This window comes from Alkalihalophilus sp. As8PL (genome assembly GCF_040939795.1).
GTDB lineage: Bacteria > Bacillota > Bacilli > Bacillales > Bacillaceae_D > Alkalihalophilus > Alkalihalophilus lindianensis.
The window spans coordinates 1,587,282-1,607,609 of record NZ_CP162551.1 but is presented as its reverse complement, the minus strand read 5'-3'; the positions used below and the strand labels follow the sequence as shown (position 1 = coordinate 1,607,609).

The window sequence follows — 20,328 nt, the reverse complement described above, 5'->3', positions numbered from 1 at the left end:
AATAGATAGGTATACAACACGGAAAGGGATGATGAGGTTGTTCACAGAATATCTAGAAGATCAATTTGGTATTTTAAAAGAAGATGAATTAATCTCACCTAAAACCAACAAAAAGATCAGCATTCAAAAAGTCATTATCTTATTAGAAGAAAAAGGGCAGTTGGATCAAGTCATTGAAACGATTGAAGCAATTAAATCTCTAGGAAGAAAAGGAGTCATAACTTACCTTTCAAAATTTATTGATCTAGATTGAAGACATTGTTTCAATAAGTCCTCTATAATAATAAATAGTAAACGAAACCTCTAATGCTAGAGGTTTTTTATATGAATGAGGAGTGAGAGAGTGATTGATCTAAGAAGTGATACCGTTACAAAACCGACTCAGGCTATGAGAGACGCTATGTATAATGCAGAGGTAGGGGATGATGTATACAAAGAAGATCCAACCGTTTGTAGGCTAGAAGAATTAGCAGCAAGTAAATTAGGAAAAGAAGATGCTCTTTTTGTGACAAGTGGTACTCAAGGTAATCAAATTGCAGTGTTAACGCATTGTAGAAGTGGAAATGAAGTATTACTTGAGCAAGATTCGCATATTTTTTATTATGAAGGTGGGGCTATTTCTGCTTTTGCAGGGGTTCAGACAAGGACATTATCTGGAGTAAGAGGGGAAATGAATTCGGATGAACTTGAGTTAGCCATCCGTGGAAATGATATACATGAGCCAGAGACTGGTTTAATCTGCATGGAGAATACTCATAACCGTGCAGGTGGTGCAATCGTTTCATTGGAGAATATGAAAGCCGTGTATGACGTAGCAAAAAAGCATGCAATACCTGTTCATTTAGACGGAGCAAGGTTGTTTAATGCAGCTGTCGCTAAGCAATGCTCAATAAAAGAATTTACTCAAAACGCCGACACGGTTCAAATCTGTTTATCTAAAGGGTTAGGGGCACCAATAGGCTCACTTATCGCAGGTTCTTCAGAATTCATTACAAGAGCTCGCAAGTGGAGAAAACGACTCGGTGGTGGTTTACGACAAGTAGGAACGATAGCGGCTCCTGGGATTATTGCTTTAACAGAGATGGTGGATCGTTTAAGTGAAGATCACCATCATGCTAAGGTTCTTGCAGAGGGAATAGGTGCAGTCGTTGGTCTAGAGGTAATAAATAATGTCGACACAAACATCGTGTTGGTCGATGTATCTGGAAAAAGAATGAGCTCAACTGAATATATTGATAAACTCTCTGAAAATGGAATTAAGGCAGTTTCATTTGGCCCATCTGTTGTTAGATTCACCACTCATTATGACGTTAGTAGTCAACAAATAACTCAGGCATTAAAAACAATTAATTCTTTATAATTCTAGATTGGAGTGTAGGTATGTCAAAGTCAATTCAAGCCATTCACCTGGGGATACCACGTGAAATAGAGCATGGAAGTAAAATAATAAAGACAAGTATCTTTAAAGAACCCACTGAAAACGTAGTCTCAATACACTCCACTGGAATAAATGGGGATACACAAGCTGATCTCATTCATCATGGTGGTGTGGATAAAGCGATATGTGCTTACCCATATGAGCATTATTCGTTTTGGGAAAATAAGTTAAGTCAAGATGTTGGCTCATCGGCTTTTGGAGAGAACCTAACATTAATTGGCTGGTTGGAAAAAGACGTTCATATTGGAGATGTCTTTGAACTTGGAAGTGCAATCATTCAAGTAAGCCAGCCAAGACACCCATGCTTCAAATTAGGACTTAAGCATAAACAGCCAAGGATGCCACTATGGGTGAAAGAAACTGGGTTTAGTGGTTATTATTTTCGAGTAGTAAAAGAAGGAGAAGCCTCCTTAGCTAATGAGCTCATACGAATTGAAAAACGTAATGAGCATCCAACTGTTATGGAAGTAAACGAGTGTCGGCATAATCCTCATGCTACTAAAGAACAATTAGAAGCGATGGTCGAATTAAAGGAACTAGCTTTAGAATGGCAGGAGGCATTTCGTAAAAAGCTCATAATCAAGTAAGGACTCTTTCTACTGAAAGGGTTCTTTTGTTTATTTACATTAAAGTAAGGGAATGGAAGAAGTGAATTTGGACAAAATAAACTCATAACAATAAGGTGGGTGAAAAGATGCCTTCAATTACTTCAATTAGCACATATGCTCCTCCAAATACATTTACTCAAGATACGATAACAGAGTTTGCTCGTGAGTTGTTTAGTGAAAATTTTCAGAGTATAGAAAGACTACTAACTGTATTTGCTAATGGTCAGATCAGTGAGCGTCAGTTTGCGGCACCAATAGATTGGTTTAAAGAAGATCACTCTTTAAAAGAAAAGAATGATCTGTATATTGAATTAGCTACAAAATATGGGGCCGAGGCCATTAAAAATTGTCTAAACAATCGCTTGTTTTTAAAAGAAGAAGTTGATGTAAAAGAAATTGATGCGATTATTCTCGTTTCAAGTTCTGGAATGTCTACGCCTAGTATTGATGCTCGCATCATGAATGTCTTACCTTTCTCTCCTCATACCAAACGAATTCCGATTTGGGGACTAGGGTGTGCGGGGGGAGCCGCTGGAATTAGTCGTGCGTATGAATATTGTAGAGCCTATCCGGAGTCCAATGTATTAGTTGTTTGTATTGAATTATGTAGTCTTACGTTTCAGCGAAATGATCGTTCAAAAAGTAACTTAGTAGGGACATCACTATTTGCTGATGGGATTGCGTGTGCTTTAGTATCTGGTGATCATTCTTCAATGGTACATAACAGCAACAGATCTGTACGTCCGGTAATTCGTCAAACGATGAGCACACTCATGCCTGATTCAGAGGAAGTAATGGGGTGGGATGTAAAGGATACAGGGTTGCATGTGGTATTTTCTCGTGACATTCCCTCCATAATTAAGAATTGGTTGAAGCCAAATGTCGAGGAATTTTTAGTGCGTAACAATCTTGAAGCTGGTCAGATCGATGCTTTTGTTGCACATCCCGGTGGAAAGAAGGTATTAGAAGCTTATGAGGAAACCTTATCAATTCCAAAATCAATGACGGAGGTTTCAAGAGAGGTTTTAAATAAGCATGGGAATATGTCTTCCCCCACCGTATTATATGTACTTGAACAGTTTATGAATCAAGAGATGGAGCCAGGTTCATACGGTTTAATGGCTGCATTAGGACCAGGCTTTTGCTCTGAGTTAGTTTTACTTCAGTGGGAGGCGATGCAATAATGGTTTTCGTTTATCTCTTTATTGGTTTTGTCATGCTCCAAAGGGTAATTGAAGTCATCATTGCAAATCAAAATGCTAAGTGGATTAAAAAGCAGGGTGGATATGAAGCGGGAGCTGAACATTATAAATACATTGTGGCGATGCATGCTCTCTTTTTTGTAGCCCTTCTTATAGAAATCTCTTTCATGGGCACAGAAGTGGTTCGCTGGTCTATAATCCCATTAATCATCTTTTTAATTACTCAAGTAGTTCGTGTATGGGCCTTATCATCACTTGGGCGTTTTTGGAATACGAGAATTATGATCTTACCAGGAGCTAAGGTAGTTGCTAAGGGACCTTATCGTTTTATGCGTCATCCTAATTATGTGATTGTAGCAATGGAAATCCTCGCACTTCCTTTTATCTTTCAAGCCTATTGGACGGCTTTCATCTTTTCAATTTTAAATGTGATGATCTTGCGCGTACGAATTAGAGAAGAAGAGAAAGCGCTAAAAGAAGCTACGAATTATGAGGAAGTCTTCAAAGATAGAGGGCGATTTGTCCCTAGTTACGATGAATAGGCTAGCTTAGCTAGTCTATTTTTCTGTCTATCAAGAGACAAAAACTCTCTTTTTTCAACAAAACTTCCTATGTTCTAAAGCGAATTTTACGTGTTACGCTTGCCGGGAATGAGTGAGAGAAATAGGGGGTGCAATGGATGCTTACACTGCTAATGGAAAACGCGTTAACAATGGTGTTCATTATTTTAGTGATCAATGTGGTCTATGTTACTTTGTTTACGATTCGAATGATTTTCACATTGAAAGGTCAACGCTATTTGGCTGCGAGTGTTAGTGTGATTGAAATTCTTGTCTATGTAATTGGTTTAAGTTTGGTACTAGACAACCTCGATCAGCCGCAAAATCTGATTGCTTATGCAATTGGATATGGTATCGGTGTTATAATTGGCATGAAGGTTGAAGAGAAGCTTGCTCTTGGGTATATTACAGTAAATGTGATTACAAAAGAATATGAACCAGACATTCCAAATGCACTGCGGGATAAAGGATACGGGGTAACAAACTGGGTTGCGTACGGGCGTGAAGGAGAACGTTTGATGATGGAAATTTTAACTTCACGAAAGTCAGAGCATAACCTTTATCAAACCGTTAAAGAGTTAGACCCGAAAGCTTTTATTATCTCACATGAGCCAAAAGCATTTTTCGGTGGATTCTGGGTAAAAGGAATTCGGAGGTAAAAAGATGAAAAAGAAGAAAAAATTGAAGTTCGAGGTTGGAGAAAATGAAACGATCACTGATTGCTTAGATCGAATGCAAAAAGAGGGCTATCAGCCAGTGCGACGTATGGAAGAGCCTGTTTTTGAGGAGAAAAAGAAAGGGAAGCAAGTCGAGTATGTACCGATTAGACAAAAAATCATATTTGAAGGAAAGTTAGTAGAAAGCGAACAATAATAGTCTGACTTTTTTCGAACGTTCGACTTTTTGTTGACATATATCGTTTGTGCTTGTAAGATGAAGATGAATAAGCGAGAAAACAGAATATCACCTCATATAATCACGGGAATAAGGCCCGAAAGTTTCTACCCAATGACCGTAAATCGTTGGACTATGAGGGAAAGTGTCACTTCAAGATCAATTATTCTGGAAGTGTCATGAAAGCGTGGAATTAGCTTCCTTTCTCTCAACTGGAGTAGACAAAGATAGCTAATTCTGCGCTTTTTTTATTGATTAGATATGTAGCTAAAGGAGTAGGATAGAATGAAGCCAGTAGTCGGAGTCATTATGGGGAGTACGTCCGATTGGGACACAATGAAGCATGCTTGTGAGATGCTTGAAGAACTTGAAATTCCATATGAGAAGAAAGTGGTATCGGCACACAGGACACCAGAATTGATGTTTGAATATGCTGAAGCTGCCATCGATCGAGGGTTACAAGTAATTATTGCAGGAGCCGGAGGAGCAGCTCATTTACCAGGGATGGTAGCTGCTAAAACGGTATTACCAGTAATTGGTGTACCTGTTCAATCTAAGGCTTTACAAGGGTTAGATTCATTACTTTCGATCGTTCAAATGCCAGGCGGAGTTCCGGTTGCAACTGTAGCGATAGGAAGTGCCGGTGCAAAAAATGCAGGACTACTAGCAGCACAAATCCTAGGTACGATCAATAAAGAGATTCAAAATAGATTGATTAGTAAACGTCAGGAGACAAAACAAGCAGTCTTAGAAAGTAGTGACACTCTATGAAACAAGTCATTCGACCAGGTTCAACCATTGGAATTATAGGTGGCGGGCAATTAGGAAGAATGCTATGTATCTCAGCAAAACAAATGGGTTATAAGACGGTCGTTCTTGAACCGACATTAGAGTCACCTTGCCAAGGTGTGGCTGACGTGGTAATCAAAGCTCGTTATGACGACCAAGAAGCAGCAGAACAGCTTGCAGAGATCTCAGACGTGATTACGTATGAGTTTGAGAATATTGATGCACATACGGCAGCTCTTTTGACTGAGAAAGCATATTTTCCTCAAGGCTTTGAGTTATTAAAAACATCTCAACATAGAGCGCGTGAAAAAAAAGCAATCACATCACTTGGTGTTAAAGTCGCCCCCTATGCAGTCATTAAAACGCTAAATGATTGCCAGCAAGCAGCTAGAAAAGTGGGTTTTCCAGCAGTCTTAAAAACATGTCAAGGTGGCTATGATGGTAAAGGGCAAGCAGTCGTCAAGGATGAAGCAATGTTTCTTAAAGAAGCAAGACGACTCCTTGAGGTGGGTGAACTTGTACTTGAAGGTTGGGTGCCTTTTGATAGTGAGATTTCCGTTATCGTTACCCGATCAACTAATGGAGAAGTGAAGACATTTCCGGCAAGTGAAAATATTCACGTCAACAACATCTTACACCAGTCGATTGTGCCAGCGAGGGTACCCGATGAGTGGGTCCGTCATGCCCAAGTTATTGCCAAAAAGGTAGCTGATGGCGTTCGGTTAGTGGGCATATTAGCAATAGAAATGTTTGTGACGAGTGATGGTGAAGTGATCGTGAATGAGCTCGCACCAAGACCTCACAACTCTGGTCATTACACGATTGAAGGTTGTCACACATCACAATTTGAACAACATATTAGAGCGATATGTGGGTTACCTCTTGGATCAACAGACTTACATCAAGCAACAGTGATGGAGAATATTTTAGGCCAACATTTAGAGGAAGCAATCTCAGAACTTGATTATTTAAAAGAAATAAAACTCCATTTATATGGAAAGAAAGAAGCAAAGTACAACCGGAAAATGGGGCATATAACGGCTTTAGGTGAGACGGTTGATGAAGCGCTCGAAAAGCTCAAGCGAAGAACAAAGTGAATGTGCTAGAATGAGTAAGGTATTTTACTTCAATAGTGGAGGATGGTTAGATGATCGAACGTTACACACGTCCTGAAATGGGTGCCATTTGGACAGAGGAAAATCGTTATAAAGCATGGCTAGAAGTTGAGATTGTTGCTTGTGAAGCATGGGCGGAACTTGGAGACATTCCTAAAGAAGACGTAGCGAAAATTCGTGAAAATGCTGGCTTTGATGTGGCGCGTATTCATGAGATTGAAGCAGAAACAAGACATGATGTGGTTGCTTTCACACGTGCCGTTTCAGAAACACTTGGAGAAGAGCGCAAATGGGTGCATTACGGTCTAACGTCAACAGATGTTGTAGACACAGCTTTATCGTATTTACTAAAGCAAGCAAATGAAATTTTGTTAGCGGACCTTGAGCGTTTCTTATCAATTATTAAAGATAAGGCAATTGAGCATAAGTACACGGTCATGATGGGTCGTACTCATGGAGTACATGCTGAACCAACAACATTTGGTTTGAAGCTTGCACTTTGGTATGAGGAAATGAAACGTAATATCGAACGCTTCAAACATGCGGCTGAAGGAGTTCGCTTTGGTAAGCTATCTGGTGCAGTTGGTACCTATGCCAATATTGACCCTCGTGTTGAAGAACTTGTTTGTGAAAAGCTTGGCCTTGAGGCAGCACCGATCTCTACACAAACATTGCAACGTGACCGTCACGCTGAATATATGGCATCTATGGCCCTAGTTGCAACATCAATTGAAAAGTTCGCTGTAGAGATTCGTGGACTTCAAAAGAGTGAGACACGTGAAGTTGAAGAGTTTTTTGCAAAAGGTCAAAAAGGGTCATCAGCTATGCCGCATAAACGTAACCCAATTGGTTCTGAGAATATGACTGGACTTGCTCGCGTGATTCGTGGTCATATGCTGACAGCTTATGAAAATGTCCCATTATGGCATGAACGTGATATTTCTCACTCATCAGCTGAGCGTATTATTTTGCCGGATGCTACAATTGCACTGAACTACATGCTAAATCGTTTTGGAAACATAGTTAAGAATTTAACTGTCTTCCCTGAAAACATGAAGCGCAATATGACTCGCACGTATGGCCTGATATACTCACAGCGCGTTCTATTATCTTTAATTGATAAAGGGATGGCTCGTGAGGAAGCATATGATCTTGTTCAGCCAAAAACAATGGAAGCATGGGAGAAGGGCATTCAGTTCCGTGAGTTAGTGGAAGCAGAAGAAGCGATTACAGCTGTTCTTTCAAAAGAGGAAATTGATAATTGCTTTGATTACAATTACCACTTGCAGCATGTCGACACAATCTTTAATCGCTTAGGTCTAAAAGACAATTAAATGAAAAGGAGAAGTGAGCGCAGCTCCTTCTCTAGCAAGAAGATTGCCAATATTCCGATTGTGAGGGTGGATAATGCAGAAAAGAGAGCAGCTTTACGAAGGAAAAGCCAAAAAGATTTATCGAACAGATGATGAGAATATTCTATGGATTTCTTATAAAGATGATGCTACTGCTTTTAACGGAGAGAAGAAGGATCGACTTGAAGGAAAAGCTAGACTCAACAACGAAATCTCAGCACTCATTTTTACGAAGCTAAATGAACAAGGGCTCGAAAGTCATTTTGTTGAACGTTTATCTGAGACGGATCAGCTAGTGAAAAAAGTGGAGATTGTTCCAATTGAAGTGGTTGTAAGAAACGTGGTAGCCGGTAGTATGGCTAAACGTCTTGGATTGGAAGAAGGGGTAGAGCTCAAACAGCCTATCGTTGAATTTTATTATAAAGATGATGTGCTAGGTGATCCGCTTATTACAGAAGACCATATTGCTCTACTAGAGGCAGCTACAGTAGATGAAGTTGAGCAGTTAAAAGAAATGGCTCAGAAAGTAAACAAGCTTCTTATTGAATTATTTACTACGATCGGTGTTCGTTTAGTTGATTTCAAGTTGGAGTTTGGTCGATCCGCTGATGGAGAGCTACTTTTAGCTGATGAAATTTCCCCAGATACATGTCGCCTGTGGGATAAAAAGACGAATGAGCGCTTCGATAAAGATTTGTTCCGTCGAAATCTAGGAAACTTACAAGCTGGTTATCAAGAAATTTTAACTCGACTAGGAGGTCCATCATGTACAAAGTAAAGGTGTATGTAACGTTAAGAGAGAGTGTACTAGATCCACAAGGAGTAGCGGTGAAGAGTGCCTTACACACAATGAATTATAAAGAAGTAGAAGATGTCCGCATTGGTAAGTACTTAGAGTTAGTCGTAGCTGAAACAGAGCAAGTAGATAGGAGAGTAAAAGAAATGTGTGAGAAGTTATTAGCTAATACCGTGATTGAAGATTATCGCTATGAAGTCGAGGAGGTTGTCCCATCATGAAATTTGCTGTAATCGTCTTTCCTGGCTCAAACTGTGACTCTGATATGTATCATGCAGCAAGTGATGCACTAGGGGCAGAAGTTGAGTATGTGTGGCATCACGCGACATCTCTTGAAGGCTTTGACGGGATTTTGTTACCAGGTGGGTTCTCTCATGGTGACTACTTACGTTCAGGAGCCATCGCTCGTTTTGCACCTATTATGAAAGCTGTAATTGATGCTGCAAATCAAGGAAAGCCAGTTCTTGGAGTATGTAACGGGTTTCAAATTTTACTAGAAGCTGGACTTCTTCCGGGTGCGATGAAGCGAAACGCTGGGTTGAAATTTATTTGTAGACCAACAGTACTGACGGTTGAAAATGAAAAAACGATGTTCACTTCAGGGTATGAGAAAGGTCAAGAAATCATGATACCTGTTGCTCATGGTGAAGGGAACTACGAGTGTGATGACGCTACATTTAATGAACTTGAGAAAAACGGACAAATTGTCTTCCGTTATAGAGATAATATCAATGGATCTCGTCACCAGATTGCAGGAATTATGAATGAACAAGGAAATGTATTAGGTATGATGCCACACCCTGAGCGTGCAGTAGAAGCATTGCTTGGAAGTGAAGATGGCTTAGCTTTATTTCAATCAATTGTACGAAATTGGAGGGAAACTCATGTCGCTACTACTTGAACCTACAGCAGAACGTGTAAAAGAAGAGAAACTCTACTTGGAAATGGGTTTAACAGATGAAGAGTTTGTTCTAGCTGAATCCATTTTAGGACGCACACCAAATTATACGGAAACAGGATTATTTTCTGTCATGTGGTCTGAGCATTGTAGCTATAAAAACTCAAAGGTTCTTTTACGAAAATTCCCTACCGAAGGAGAGAAAGTTCTCCAAGGTCCAGGAGAAGGCGCAGGGATCATCGATATAGGTGATTCACAGGCTGTTGTCTTCAAGATTGAAAGTCACAATCACCCATCTGCAATTGAGCCATATCAAGGGGCTGCAACTGGTGTTGGTGGAATCTTACGTGATGTTTTTTCAATGGGAGCTCGTCCAATTTCGTTACTAAATTCTCTTCGCTTTGGTGAATTGACATCACCAAAAGTCCGCTACTTATTTGAAGAAGTTGTAGCAGGTATTGCAGGTTACGGTAACTGTATAGGTGTACCGACTGTAGGTGGAGAAGTGCAGTTTGATCCTTGTTATGAAGGAAATCCATTAGTTAATGCCATGTGTGTTGGCTTAATTGACCATAAAGACATTCAAAAAGGTCAGGCAAAAGGTGTTGGCAACACTGTGATGTATGTTGGTGCAAGCACAGGTCGTGATGGGATTCACGGGGCAACATTTGCTTCAGAGGAGCTAAATGAGGATTCGGATGAAAAACGACCTGCTGTACAGGTTGGTGATCCGTTTATGGAGAAGTTATTACTTGAAGCATGTCTTGAATTGATCCAATCCGATGCGTTAGTAGGTATTCAGGATATGGGAGCAGCGGGACTGACATCTTCATCAGCAGAAATGGCTAGTAAAGCAGGATCTGGAGTTGAAATGAATCTTGATTTAATCCCACAGCGAGAAAAAGGGATGACGCCTTATGAAATGATGCTCTCAGAATCTCAAGAACGTATGCTGATCGTCGTTAAAAAAGGGCGTGAGCAAGAAATAAAAGATATCGTTGATCGTTGGGGTTTATTATCTGCTGAAGTAGGGGTCGTAACAGACGACAAACGTCTTCGTCTTCTTCATAACGGTGAAGTTGTAGCAGATGTACCAGTAGATGCCCTTGCTGAAGAAGCACCAGTTTATCACAAGCCATCAAGTGTTCCTGCTTATTATGAAGAGTTCCAACAGCAGGCTGATTGGGTACCTAACATTGAAGATGCAAAAGAAACGTTGCTTCAATTACTTGCTCAACCGACGATCGCAAGTAAAGAATGGGTTTACGATCAATACGATCATATGGTTCAAACCAATACAGTCGTAACACCTGGATCTGATGCAGCGGTTGTACGTATTCGTGGTACACGTAAAGCCCTGGCAATGACAACCGATTGTAATTCACGTTATCTCTATCTAGATCCTGAAGTGGGCGGTCAGATTGCAGTAGCTGAAGCAGCTCGTAATATTATATGTTCAGGAGCTACACCATTAGGTCTTACAGATGGATTAAACTATGGTAGTCCTGATAAACCAGAGATTTTCTGGCAGCTAGAAAAATCAACTGATGGAATGAGTGAGGCATGTCGAGTGCTCGAAACACCGGTTATTGGAGGAAATGTGTCGCTTTATAATGAGACAAATGGAGTAGCTGTTTACCCGACACCGGTTATTGGTATGGTTGGCCTCATTGAAGATGTGGATCATATTACCACCCAATCTTTTAAACAAGCAGGCGATTTAATCTATCTTATTGGACAAACAAAGCCTGAGTTTGGAGGCAGTGAACTTCAGAAGATGGTCAATGGATCTATTTCTGGAAAAGCACCGACGCTTGATCTAAACGTAGAGAAAGCACTTCAAGCAATGCTCTTACAAGCAATCAAGTCAGGCTTAGTAGAATCTGCTCACGATGTAGCAGAGGGCGGAGTAGCTGTTGCATTGGCAGAGAGTGTAATCGATACAGAAGTAGGGGCACATGTGACGTTAGATGGTGAGATTATCTCACAATTATTTGCAGAGTCTCAATCGCGTTTCATCGTATCGGTCAAACCTGAAAATCAAGCTCAATTTGAACAAGTAGTAGAGGCAACACTGATTGGTGAAGTGATGAACGAGGATGCACTTGTTATACGTACATCATCAGAGCATTTCGTAATTAATGCGAAAAAGGATGAAATGTCTAAGGCTTGGAAGGGAGCCATTCCATGTTTGCTGAAATAAAAGGTTTAAATGAAGAGTGCGGTGTATTTGCTGTTTGGGGCCATAAGGATGCTGCTCAAATTACGTATTACGGTCTCCATAGTTTACAACATCGAGGACAAGAAGGAGCTGGTATCGTCGTAACAGACGGGGAGCAGCTCTCGGTTCATAAGGGGATGGGTCTAGTTAATGATGTGTTCCGTCCTGAAGACCTAACGCTTTTACACGGAAAAGCTGCAATCGGTCATGTTCGTTATGCAACAGCAGGCGGAGGCGGATTTGCCAATGTTCAACCGCTATTATTTCGCTCTCAACGTGGAGGGTTAGCGCTCGCACATAACGGTAACTTAGTGAATGCAAACAACTTGAAGCATCAATTAGAAAGTCAAGGGAGTATTTTTCAGTCTACTTCAGATACTGAAGTGTTAGCTCACCTTATTAAGCGTAGTGGTTATTACACTCTTGAGGACCAATTGAAAAATGCATTAGCGATGTTAAAAGGGGCATATGCTTTTGCTGTAATGAATGAAGATCAATTAATGGTAGCTCTTGATCCGAATGGGCTTCGTCCACTTTCCATTGGTCGTCTAGGCGATGCCTATGTGGTGGCGAGTGAGACATGTGCGTTTGATATCATTGGAGCAACTTATGAACGTGATGTGCAGCCAGGTGAACTAATCATTATTGATGATAACGGATTACGTTCAGAGCGTTTTGTTAGTGCAACTTCAAGAGCAATTTGTAGTATGGAGTATGTGTATTTTGCAAGACCAGATAGCAATGTTGATGAGGTCAACGTTCATACAGCTAGAAAGAACCTAGGAAAACAATTAGCTCTAGAATTTCCAGTCGAAGCAGATGTCGTCACTGGTGTTCCTGATTCAAGTATTTCAGCGGCAATTGGGTATGCAGAACAGACTGGTATTCCATATGAACTTGGTCTAATCAAAAATCGTTATGTCGGTCGTACATTTATTCAACCTTCTCAAGAGTTAAGAGAACAAGGGGTGAAAATGAAACTCTCAGCTGTGCGTGGTGTCGTTGAAGGAAAGCGTGTCGTGATGATTGATGATTCGATTGTTCGTGGAACGACAAGTAGACGAATTGTACGGATGCTCCGTGAAGCAGGAGCAAAAGAAGTGCATGTACGCATAAGTTCACCTCCTATCAAGCATCCTTGTTTTTACGGAATTGATACATCAACAACCTCAGAGCTGATTGCTTCAAACCATTCAATTGAAGAAATGCGCGATATGATGGGTGCTGACACGCTAGCATTCTTATCAACAGAAGGGTTAATGACTGGTATCGGACGTGATGATCAATCACCAAACTGTGGACAATGTTTAGCATGCTTTACAGGAACTTATCCAACCGAGATCTATGCAGATACCCTACATCCACATGCAAAAGTATAAAGACTTAAAAGAATTTAGAGGGGGAACTGATGATGTCAGATGCATATAAGCAAGCCGGTGTTGACATTGAGGCTGGTTATGAAGCTGTACGACGTATGGGTCAACATGTGAATCGAACGAATCGTCCAGGAGTTATGGGAGGATTAGGTGGCTTTGGAGGCATGTTTGATCTTTCAAGTCTCAACATGAAAGAGCCGGTACTCGTATCAGGAACAGACGGGGTAGGGACAAAGCTAATGCTTGCCTTTATGGCAGAAAAACACGATACGATCGGTGTAGATGCTGTAGCGATGTGCGTAAATGATATCGTGGTACAAGGCGCAGAACCTCTCTATTTTCTTGATTATTTAGCTGTAGGAAAAGCAGACCCGAACCGGATTGAAGCAATTGTTAAAGGGATAGCTGATGGTTGTGAGCAAGCTGGTTGTGCATTAATAGGGGGAGAAACTGCTGAAATGCCTGGAATGTATGAGGAAGACGAGTATGATGTAGCTGGATTTTCTGTAGGAGCTGTTGAAAAGAAAGATCTACTCACTGGTGAGAAGATAGCGCCTGGTGATATTGTGATTGGTCTTTCTTCGAATGGACTTCATAGTAATGGTTTCTCCTTGGTCCGCAAAGTATTCCTTGATGAACATCAATTATCTTTAAATGAAAGTCTTCCTGGACTTCAAGGGACGCTTGGTGAAGAGCTCTTAACACCAACAAGAATATATGTAAAACCTTTACTTCAAGCACTTCGCACCTATCCGATTCATGGCCTTGCTCATGTCACAGGTGGTGGATTCTATGAGAATATCCCACGCATGCTTCCTGCTGGATGTAAGGTAGAAGTCGATTATGGTTCTTGGCCGATCCCGACAATTTTCTCTTTACTTGAAGAATACGGAAAACTTTCTAAAAAAGATTTGTTTAGTGCGTTTAATATGGGTATCGGGATGATTGCAGTGGTACCGGAAGAAGTTCATACAAATGTGATTCGATTGCTTGAAGAACAAGGAGAGAAAGCGTTCATCATTGGCCGAGTGACAGAAGGGACTGGAGTTACTATTGGAGGCATTGATTGATGAAGATTGCCATTTTTGCCTCAGGGAATGGGACGAATGCACAAGCGATTATTGATCAAGCTCAAAGTGGAGACATTAATGTAGAAGTGACTTTAGTTGTAAGTGACAAGCCAAACTCCAAAGCTCTTCTTCGTGCTAGCTCCTCTGGTATAGCTACATTTGGTTTCAAGCCGTCTAATTATACGAATAAGGATGAATTCGAATCAGACATAGTAGCTGAGCTACAGTCACGCCAAATTGACCTCGTTGTGTTAGCGGGATATATGCGCTTGATTGGACCGACACTTCTATCTGCTTATGAAGGTAAAATCGTAAACATTCATCCGTCGCTTTTGCCGGAATTCCCAGGACTAGATGCAATCGGGCAGGCATTAAGGGCTGGTGTTAGTGAAACAGGGGTAACGATTCATGAAGTAGATGCAGGGATGGACACAGGACCAATCATCGCCCAAGAAACGATCACTATTGAACAAGATGATACAATAGAAACATTAACAAAAAAGATACAAGCGGTAGAACATCGTCTCTATCCACAAACCATTGCAGCGTGGGGGAACACGATGAAGCTGGAAGGAGTTAAAAGCAAATGAAGAGAAGAGCATTAGTCAGTGTATCGAACAAAGAAGGGATTATTCCATTTGTAAGAGGCCTTGTCGATGCAGGGTTTGAAGTTGTTTCAACAGGTGGGACGAAAAAAGCGATCCAAGATGCAGGGATAGCCGTAACGGGCATTCAAGAAGTTACCGGCTTTCCAGAGATTCTTGAAGGACGTGTGAAAACCCTCCATCCTAATATTCATGGTGGTCTACTTGCCATGCGTGAAAAGCAAGAGCATCAAGAACAACTACAAGAACATCATATTACACCGATTGATGTGGTTGTTGTAAACCTCTACCCGTTCCAACAAACTATTGCAAAAGAAGATTCAACGTTTGAAGATGCGATTGAGAATATTGATATCGGTGGACCAAGTATGCTCCGTGCTGCCGCGAAAAATCATAAACATGTAACAGTAGTTGTCGACCCTGCGGATTATGACACCGTATTAACTGAATTAAAAGATGGTGTTACAACTGAAACACGCCGTCGTCTTGCTGCTAAAGTATATCGCCATACAGCCGCCTATGATGCTGTGATTGCTGAATATTTAACAGAAGCAGTGGGGGAAGAAAGCCCAGAGACGTTTACGGTTACATATGAGAAAAAACAAAGCTTACGCTATGGGGAAAACCCTCATCAAAAGGCAACGTTCTATAAAAAGCCTCTTGCTAAAGATGGCTCAATAGCTACTGCCACTCAATTGCACGGTAAAGAACTTTCCTATAACAACATTAATGATGCTAATGCAGCACTTGCTATTGTAAAAGAATTCACTGAGCCAGCTGCTGTAGCTATTAAGCATATGAACCCTTGTGGGGTTGGGACAGGTCAAACGATCGAAGAAGCCTATGATAAAGCATATGAAGCTGATCCTGTTTCTATTTTTGGCGGAATCATAGCCTTAAATCAAGAGGTTGGCCACACGACAGCTCTTAAGATGAAAGAAATTTTCTTGGAAATTATTATTGCGCCAGCGTTTACAGAGGAAGCACTAACTATATTGAAAGAAAAGAAAAACCTTCGTTTATTAACGGTAGACACAACCAAAGCTAAGGCAGCAGAAGCCACTCTTACGTCGATTCATGGTGGGTTACTTGTACAAGATGAAGATACGCATAGTTTTGATGAAGCAGAGATCACTGTTCCTACAAAACGCGAACCAACAGAAGATGAGTGGAAAGCATTAAAGCTAGCTTGGAAAGTCGTAAAACATGTGAAATCAAATGCGATTGTTCTTGCTAACGAGCAAATGACGGTAGGTGTCGGTGCAGGGCAGATGAATCGTGTTGGGGCAGCTGCTATTGCACTAGAGCAAGCAGGTGATCGTATGGAAGGTGCTGTTATGGGATCAGATGCCTTCTTCCCAATGGGTGATACAGTTGAAGCAGCAGCTAAAGCAGGGGTACGTGCAATTATTCAGCCAGGTGGATCGATTCGTGATCAGGAATCAATTGAGATGGCTGATCGTTATGACATTGCAATGGTATTTACAGGAGTGCGTCATTTCAAACATTAAGAGGAGGCGTGTATCATGAATGTGCTTGTAATTGGGAGCGGTGGTCGTGAACATACTATTGCTTGGAAATTAAAACAAAGTGAGCAGGTAGCAACTGTTTTTGTAGCACCCGGGAATGATGGAATGAGCGATGTTGCAACTACGGTTCCGATAAGTGAAGACGATCAAGATGCGCTTGTGGAGTTTGCAAAGGCTAATCAAGTCGAACTTACAATCGTTGGTCCTGAAGTTCCACTTTTAGCAGGGTTGGTTGACCACTTTAAAGCTGCGGGATTAATTGCCTTTGGGCCATCGAAAGAAGCTGCACGTCTTGAAGGTAGTAAGTCATTTGCAAAAGAGATCATGGAGAAATATAACATTCCAACAGGAGCCTATCAAACCTTTACAAATTATGAATTAGCTGTTCAATATGTAAAAGAACATTGTGCACCAATTGTTATTAAAGCAGATGGTCTAGCGGCAGGTAAAGGCGTTGTTGTAGCTATGACTGAAGAAGAGGCTGTAGGAGCATTAGATGCAATGTTAAATGAACAAGCATTTGGTGAGGCGAGTACTTCTGTTGTCATTGAAGAGTATTTAGAGGGCGAAGAGCTTTCATTAATGGCATTTGTTCATGGGGATACCGTCATTCCAATGGTAGCAGCTCAAGACCATAAGAGAGCCTTTGATAACGATGAGGGTCCTAATACTGGAGGAATGGGTGCCTATTCTCCTGTCCCACAGTTTGGTAATGAACAGATTAATGAGGCAGTAGAGACAATCCTTAAACCTACTGCAAATGCCATGATCGCAGAAGGGCATTCTTTTACAGGGATATTGTATGCGGGATTAATGATGACGCAGGCTGGTCCTAAAGTCATTGAATTCAATGCCCGCTTTGGTGATCCAGAAACACAAGTCGTTCTACCTCGATTAGAGTCAAATCTTGAGCAAGTGATCTTAACACTATTAAAGGGTCAGAAGCCAGAACTTAAGTGGTCTGATGATGCGGTAGTAGGAGTCGTGATGGCAAGTAAAGGTTATCCGGGATCTTACCAAAAAGGTGTAGTTATTGAAGGGCTGGATTCATTAAGTAAGCAATCATTGCTCTTTCATGCAGGAACAAAGAAGCAAGATGGAAAATGGCTGACCGACGGTGGTCGTGTCCTCTTAGCAGCCTCTAAACAACCTACACTTAGTCTGGCTAAAGAGTCTGTTTATCACGAAATTGAGCGCATTCAAAGTGATGGTCTTTTTTATCGTCAAGATATAGGAAATAAAGCTATTTCACGCGTTTCTTCTTTATGAACACATAAAGAAAAGCTATAACACTTCCAATTAATAAAATATAAATAAATAACGAGTCTGTTGCATACTCTTGAATACTGAACATGTCGTCACCTCCAGTGATGATGTTAAACCGTATAAGTGTTAAACTTATACGGTTTTTGATTTTTAGTTGGCTCCTTGTCCTGCTAAAAAACGGTAGATCAAATGAAGTCAAAGAGCGACTTCATTTTGCTCTCCCTAATTTTTTAGCATGCCAGACCAGTTGCCATCGCTTTTCATGTCTATCTTTATGGCTCAGGTCATCGGTCGCTTCACTTTGTCAAACGAAGCAAAAAGCGCTTCTCATTGTCAAAGCTCCACCGCCTTCATACCTAAACGAGCCAACACCACTTTTCTTTCTATGATGGGTTCATGACTCTTCCGTCTTGGTGATGATCTTCTTCATGCTGCTGGTCATGGCCAGGGTGCATCATTTCACTTTTGGCTAAGTAGACAAGAGGGCAAAAACGTGTGATGCCTTCTGCCACTTTCATGCCCCCAAGCATTGCTGCTAGTAGAGAACGGTTTCTGTGTGGTTTACGTACCATTTTTGCAATAGAATAAGCAAGAACGGTAAAGCCTGCTGTAATACGAATTAATGCATCGATTCGACCAATATTAGGTTTCATTTAAAAACAACTGCCTTTCTGTGTGTTTGTTCACCGAGTTGTCAAAAAAACATGTAAAAAGATTTGACAACTTTAGTGAGTTAATGAGTGATTGTATGGTACGATAGAAACAATAGATAATTTACAAAAAAAAGCAACGATAGAAACGGGTGAATTGAGATGACGGAGCGAATTTATCGCTGGACCAAAAAACGTTTACGCCAACAACTTGAAGTTGTTAGAGGAGAGCAGGCGCCTTCGCTCGTCCTAAAAAATGCAACCTACTTAAACCATGCGAGAAGAAAATGGTTACAGGCAAATATATGGATTGCACAAGATCGTATTGTCTACGTTGGAGACGAAATGCCTAACGTATTAACTGAAACGGAAGTGGTGGACTGTTCAAATCAATATATAGTCCCTGGTTATATTGAGCATCATGCTCACCCATTTCAACTTTATAATCCCCACAGTTTTGCAAAATATGCAGCATCACGTGGAACAACAACCTTGATTAATGATAACTTAATGTTCTTTTTGAATCTTGAAAAAAAGAAAGCGCTTTCTTTGATTGAAGCTCTTGATGAGCTGCCAACCTCGATGTATTGGTGGTGTCGCTATGATGCTCAGACAGAATTAAAAAGTGATGAGGCTTTCTCGAATTCGAAAATGAAAGCATGGCTTGAACATCACTTAGTCATTCAAGGTGGCGAACTTACCTCATGGCCAAAAGTTTTAAATGGAGATGACTCGACCTTGCATTGGATGCAAGAAACAACACGTCTTCGAAAACCAATTGAAGGACATCTACCAGGGGCATCAGAAAAGACGCTCTCACAAATGGCTCTTCTTGGAGTAACATGTGATCATGAAGCAATGACAGGTGAAGAAGTAGTAAGAAGGTTAAATCTAGGGTATACAACTTCACTACGACATTCTTCCATTCGCCCAGATTTACCGAAGTTGCTAAAAGAAATGCAAGAGCTTGGTGTGGATGTATTTGATCGTTGCATAATGACGACTGATGGTTCTACTCCTACTTTTTATGAAGATGGTGTAATGGATCAATTGATAAAAATTGCGCTTGATGCAGGCATTGACCCAATTGATGCTTACGGAATGGCTACTTACAATGTGGCGAGATATTACAATCTTGATCACAAACTAGGAATGATTGCACCAGGCCGTGTTGCTCATCTTAATTTCTTAACAGATTTAAATGATCCGAAACCGACCTCTGTTATAGCAAAAGGACAATGGGTTGTAAGAGATGGACGTCAATGTGAAGGGTATGAATCATTCCCGTGGGAAGATTATGGGATCGGCTCTCTTGAATTAGATTGGGATTTGTCTGAAGATGACTTACACTTCTCGATGCCGATGGGAATTGAGATGGTTAATGCCGTTATTTTAAAACCTTATCAGATTCCAATCGAATGCACTGATCGAACGCTAAGTCATGAACATGATGAAAGTTTCTTCGTGATGTTAGATAAGAATGGAAAATGGTTGATTACATCGATGCTGAAAGGATTTGCTAACCAGATCTCTGGCTTTGCCAGTTCCTTCTCAAATACAGGTGATATTGTCTTAATTGGTAAGAGTATTTCCGATATGGTAAAAGCATTCAATGCATTGAAAGCACAAGGTGGCGGAATGACACTGGTTGAAGAAGGTGAAGTCATCGGTTCTATTCCCTTGAACCTTTTTGGGATCCTTTCATCTAAATCAATGAAAGATGTGATGGAAGACGAGAAAGTATTTGTCAAGCTGCTGCGTGAACGTGGTTATAAGCATGAAGACCCTATTTACAGCTTGTTATTTTTCTCTTCTACGCACTTACCTTATATTCGTGTTACACAAAATGGAATTTATGACGTTCATAAGAAAACGGTACTCTTTCCCTCGATTATGCGTTAAACTATAAAAGAGTTCTGCCTTAGAATGACATTTATTTTAAGAAGAAAAGGACGTGTA

22 protein-coding genes and 1 riboswitch are annotated in these 20,328 nt (G+C 40.8%); of the genes, 20 read left to right on the top strand and 2 right to left on the bottom strand.

Features of this window, described 5'->3' with window-relative positions:
- The first annotated feature begins 37 nt into the window (after positions 1–37).
- From AB3N04_RS09600 to purD, 19 genes are all read left to right on the top strand, one after another.
- Positions 38–253 carry a hypothetical protein gene (locus AB3N04_RS09600; RefSeq protein ID WP_368505823.1) on the top strand — a complete coding sequence of 72 codons (216 nt, stop codon included), beginning with the start codon at positions 38–40 and terminating at the stop codon, positions 251–253.
- Between the two features lie 90 nt (positions 254–343).
- A complete protein-coding gene (locus AB3N04_RS09595) occupies positions 344–1,360 on the top strand; it encodes a low specificity L-threonine aldolase (protein ID WP_368505822.1) in 1,017 nt (338 codons plus the stop codon).
- Between the two features lie 20 nt (positions 1,361–1,380).
- Positions 1,381–2,025 carry an MOSC domain-containing protein gene (locus tag AB3N04_RS09590; protein ID WP_368505821.1) on the top strand — a complete coding sequence of 215 codons (645 nt, stop codon included), beginning with the start codon at positions 1,381–1,383 and terminating at the stop codon, positions 2,023–2,025.
- 107 nt (positions 2,026–2,132) lie between these two features.
- Complete coding sequence (locus AB3N04_RS09585; protein ID WP_368505820.1) at positions 2,133–3,230, top strand: type III polyketide synthase; 1,098 nt, start codon at positions 2,133–2,135, stop codon at positions 3,228–3,230.
- Positions 3,230–3,790: an isoprenylcysteine carboxyl methyltransferase family protein gene (locus AB3N04_RS09580; RefSeq protein WP_368505819.1), complete on the top strand. Its 561-nt coding sequence runs from the start codon at positions 3,230–3,232 to the stop codon at positions 3,788–3,790. Before AB3N04_RS09585 ends, AB3N04_RS09580 begins: the two co-directional genes overlap by 1 nt.
- 137 nt (positions 3,791–3,927) lie before the next feature.
- Positions 3,928–4,467, top strand: coding sequence for a DUF2179 domain-containing protein (locus tag AB3N04_RS09575; RefSeq protein WP_368505818.1), 540 nt, complete (start codon positions 3,928–3,930; stop codon positions 4,465–4,467).
- Positions 4,468–4,471: 4 nt separating this feature from the next.
- Positions 4,472–4,681 (top strand): NETI motif-containing protein, encoded by a 210-nt coding sequence (locus AB3N04_RS09570; RefSeq protein ID WP_317122862.1) that lies wholly within the window; start codon positions 4,472–4,474, stop codon positions 4,679–4,681.
- Between the two features lie 75 nt (positions 4,682–4,756).
- Positions 4,757–4,858, top strand: a riboswitch (purine riboswitch).
- A gap of 129 nt (positions 4,859–4,987) precedes the next feature.
- On the top strand, positions 4,988–5,473 hold the full coding sequence (gene purE, locus AB3N04_RS09565) for a 5-(carboxyamino)imidazole ribonucleotide mutase (protein WP_368505817.1): 486 nt from the start codon (positions 4,988–4,990) through the stop codon (positions 5,471–5,473).
- Positions 5,470–6,588 (top strand): 5-(carboxyamino)imidazole ribonucleotide synthase, encoded by a 1,119-nt coding sequence (gene purK, locus AB3N04_RS09560; RefSeq protein WP_368505816.1) that lies wholly within the window; start codon positions 5,470–5,472, stop codon positions 6,586–6,588. Before purE ends, purK begins: the two co-directional genes overlap by 4 nt.
- Before the next feature lie 50 nt (positions 6,589–6,638).
- Entirely contained in the window at positions 6,639–7,940 is a 1,302-nt protein-coding gene (gene purB, locus AB3N04_RS09555) for an adenylosuccinate lyase (RefSeq protein WP_047973822.1), read from the top strand.
- Positions 7,941–8,013: 73 nt separating this feature from the next.
- Entirely contained in the window at positions 8,014–8,736 is a 723-nt protein-coding gene (gene purC / locus AB3N04_RS09550) for a phosphoribosylaminoimidazolesuccinocarboxamide synthase (protein ID WP_368505815.1), read from the top strand.
- Positions 8,724–8,975 (top strand): phosphoribosylformylglycinamidine synthase subunit PurS, encoded by a 252-nt coding sequence (purS, locus tag AB3N04_RS09545; RefSeq protein WP_368505814.1) that lies wholly within the window; start codon positions 8,724–8,726, stop codon positions 8,973–8,975. The genes purC and purS overlap by 13 nt, the downstream gene beginning before the upstream one ends.
- Entirely contained in the window at positions 8,972–9,655 is a 684-nt protein-coding gene (purQ, locus tag AB3N04_RS09540) for a phosphoribosylformylglycinamidine synthase subunit PurQ (RefSeq protein ID WP_368505813.1), read from the top strand. The genes purS and purQ overlap by 4 nt, the downstream gene beginning before the upstream one ends.
- Positions 9,639–11,855 carry a phosphoribosylformylglycinamidine synthase subunit PurL gene (purL, locus tag AB3N04_RS09535; protein ID WP_368505812.1) on the top strand — a complete coding sequence of 739 codons (2,217 nt, stop codon included), beginning with the start codon at positions 9,639–9,641 and terminating at the stop codon, positions 11,853–11,855. The genes purQ and purL overlap by 17 nt, the downstream gene beginning before the upstream one ends.
- The gene (gene purF / locus AB3N04_RS09530) at positions 11,840–13,252 is read left to right on the top strand and encodes an amidophosphoribosyltransferase (protein ID WP_368505811.1); all 1,413 of its coding nucleotides are present in this window, start codon (positions 11,840–11,842) and stop codon (positions 13,250–13,252) included. Before purL ends, purF begins: the two co-directional genes overlap by 16 nt.
- Positions 13,253–13,284: 32 nt before the next feature.
- Positions 13,285–14,319 (top strand): phosphoribosylformylglycinamidine cyclo-ligase, encoded by a 1,035-nt coding sequence (purM, locus tag AB3N04_RS09525; RefSeq protein ID WP_047972685.1) that lies wholly within the window; start codon positions 13,285–13,287, stop codon positions 14,317–14,319.
- Positions 14,316–14,909: a phosphoribosylglycinamide formyltransferase gene (purN, locus tag AB3N04_RS09520; RefSeq protein WP_368505810.1), complete on the top strand. Its 594-nt coding sequence runs from the start codon at positions 14,316–14,318 to the stop codon at positions 14,907–14,909. Before purM ends, purN begins: the two co-directional genes overlap by 4 nt.
- Complete coding sequence (gene purH / locus AB3N04_RS09515) at positions 14,906–16,435, top strand: bifunctional phosphoribosylaminoimidazolecarboxamide formyltransferase/IMP cyclohydrolase (protein WP_368505809.1); 1,530 nt, start codon at positions 14,906–14,908, stop codon at positions 16,433–16,435. The genes purN and purH overlap by 4 nt, the downstream gene beginning before the upstream one ends.
- A gap of 15 nt (positions 16,436–16,450) precedes the next feature.
- Complete coding sequence (gene purD, locus AB3N04_RS09510; protein WP_368505808.1) at positions 16,451–17,722, top strand: phosphoribosylamine--glycine ligase; 1,272 nt, start codon at positions 16,451–16,453, stop codon at positions 17,720–17,722.
- Here the strand turns inward: purD and AB3N04_RS09505 are convergent.
- Together AB3N04_RS09505 and AB3N04_RS09500 are read right to left on the bottom strand one after the other, a co-directional pair.
- Positions 17,697–17,807 (bottom strand): EYxxD motif small membrane protein, encoded by a 111-nt coding sequence (locus tag AB3N04_RS09505; protein WP_336623168.1) that lies wholly within the window; start codon positions 17,805–17,807, stop codon positions 17,697–17,699. The genes purD and AB3N04_RS09505 overlap by 26 nt on opposite strands.
- Before the next feature lie 295 nt (positions 17,808–18,102).
- On the bottom strand, positions 18,103–18,372 hold the full coding sequence (locus tag AB3N04_RS09500) for a DUF2892 domain-containing protein (RefSeq protein ID WP_368505807.1): 270 nt from the start codon (positions 18,370–18,372) through the stop codon (positions 18,103–18,105).
- A gap of 159 nt (positions 18,373–18,531) precedes the next feature.
- Between AB3N04_RS09500 and AB3N04_RS09495 the strand changes: the two genes are divergently transcribed.
- Complete coding sequence (locus AB3N04_RS09495; RefSeq protein ID WP_368505806.1) at positions 18,532–20,271, top strand: adenine deaminase C-terminal domain-containing protein; 1,740 nt, start codon at positions 18,532–18,534, stop codon at positions 20,269–20,271.
- The last annotated feature ends 57 nt before the right edge of the window (positions 20,272–20,328 follow it).